This window comes from Azospirillum formosense (assembly GCF_013340925.1).
Lineage (GTDB): Bacteria > Pseudomonadota > Alphaproteobacteria > Azospirillales > Azospirillaceae > Azospirillum > Azospirillum formosense.
On record NZ_WHOR01000483.1, the window covers coordinates 1 to 1,632 of the forward strand.

Here is a 1,632-nt window from a genome sequence, read left to right on the forward strand (position 1 = left end):
GCGTCGATTCCCGTCCCAGCCCATGGAGCCCCGCCGCCATGCCCACCAGCCCCATTGCCGGTCGGAACCGGCCCGTCGTCGTCGTCACCGGAGCGTCCGCCGGGGTCGGTCGGGCGACGGCCCTTGCCTTCGCGCGGGAATGGGGTGCTGCGGTCGGGTTGATCGCCCGCTCCCGCGACGCGCTGGAGGCGGTGGCGGCGGAAGTCGAACGGCTCGGCGGCACGGCGCTGGTGCTGCCCGCCGACGTGGCCGACGCCGAGGCGGTGGAGGCCGCCGCCGATGAGGCCGAGCGGGCGCTCGGTCCCATCGACGTCTGGGTCAACAACGCCATGGTGACGGTGTTCGGGCGCATCCGCGACCTGACGCCCGAGGAGGTCCGGCGGGTGACCGAGGTCACCTATCTCGGCTCCGTCCACGGCACAATGGCGGCGCTGCGCCGCATGTTGCCGCGCGACCGCGGCCTCATCCTCCAGGTCGGGTCGGCGCTGGCCTACCGCTCCATCCCGCTCCAGGCGGCCTATTGCGGGGCCAAGAGCGCCATCCGCGGCTTCATCGACAGCTTGCGCTCCGAACTGATCCACGACGGCAGCCGCCTGCAAGTGACCATGGTCCATCTGCCCGCCGTCAACACGCCGCAGTTCGACTGGGCGCGCAGCCACATGCCGCGCCGGGCGAAGCCGGTCGGGGCCATCTTCGACCCGGACGACATCGGCCGCGCCATCGTCCGGGCCGCGGCGGACCCCAAGCGCGAGCACTGGCTGGGCTTCACCACCGCCGAGGCCATCCTTGGCACCCAGGCGCTGCCCGCCTACGCCGATTACCGGGTGGCCTTCACCGCCTTCGAAGGGCAGGAGACGGAGGAAACGGAAGCGCCGGGCCGGCCCGACAATCTGTTCGAACCGGTGCCCGGCTTGCACCGCACGCACGGACGCTTCACCGGGCAGGAGGAACGCCTCTCGCTCAGCACCACGGGAACCGCGGCGCGCGGCCTCGCCATCCTCGCCGGCCTGGCCTTGGCCGGAGGAATCGGCTACGTGGCGCGCGCGGCCCTGCGCAAGGAACGCGCCTGATGGCGGCGGAGGGTCAGGGCGTGATCAGCTTCAGCCCGAGGATGCCCGCCACGATCAGCGCGATGCAGCCGAGCCGCAGGATGTCGGCGGATTCCCCGTAAAGCAAAATTCCTAGGACGACAGTGCCGACCGTTCCGATGCCGGTCCACACGGCGTAGGCGGTGCCGAGCGGCAGCGACTTCAACGCCATCCCCAGCAGGGCGAGGCTGATGACCATCGAGGCGACGGTCAGGGCGGTGGGAATGGGGCGGGTGAAACCTTCCGTCTGCTTCAGGCCGACGGCCCAGCCGATTTCGAAGAGGCCGGCGAAGAACAGGATGACCCAGGACACGGAACACCTCCGATGGATTGGAGGCAGGGTCGTCCCCGCCGAACTCCCCGCGCCCGAAATGGGTGCGCCGCGGTGAGGTCGTCCTCACGGGAGGGCGACCGGGATATGGGAATTCGGGCAGTCCGGTCAAGCCCCGTCCCAGCGATGGCCGCTGTCGGTTTCGCACAGCATGGCGACCTCGCGACGGGGGCAGCGGCGGTCGTCCAGGGGCAGGGTCATGGTGGTGGCCAG

General features: G+C 71.0%; 2 protein-coding genes. One reads left to right on the top strand and one right to left on the bottom strand.

Going from position 1 to position 1,632, the window contains the following annotated elements:
• Positions 1–1,070, top strand: a 1,070-nt coding sequence (locus tag GBZ26_RS29255; protein ID WP_345772087.1) for an SDR family oxidoreductase, incomplete at its 5' end; no start/stop codon positions are given.
• 13 nt (positions 1,071–1,083) lie between these two features.
• Here GBZ26_RS29255 and sugE read toward each other — a convergent pair.
• Entirely contained in the window at positions 1,084–1,401 is a 318-nt protein-coding gene (gene sugE, locus GBZ26_RS29260; RefSeq protein ID WP_174441782.1) for a quaternary ammonium compound efflux SMR transporter SugE, read from the bottom strand.
• Positions 1,402–1,632 lie beyond the last annotated feature (231 nt).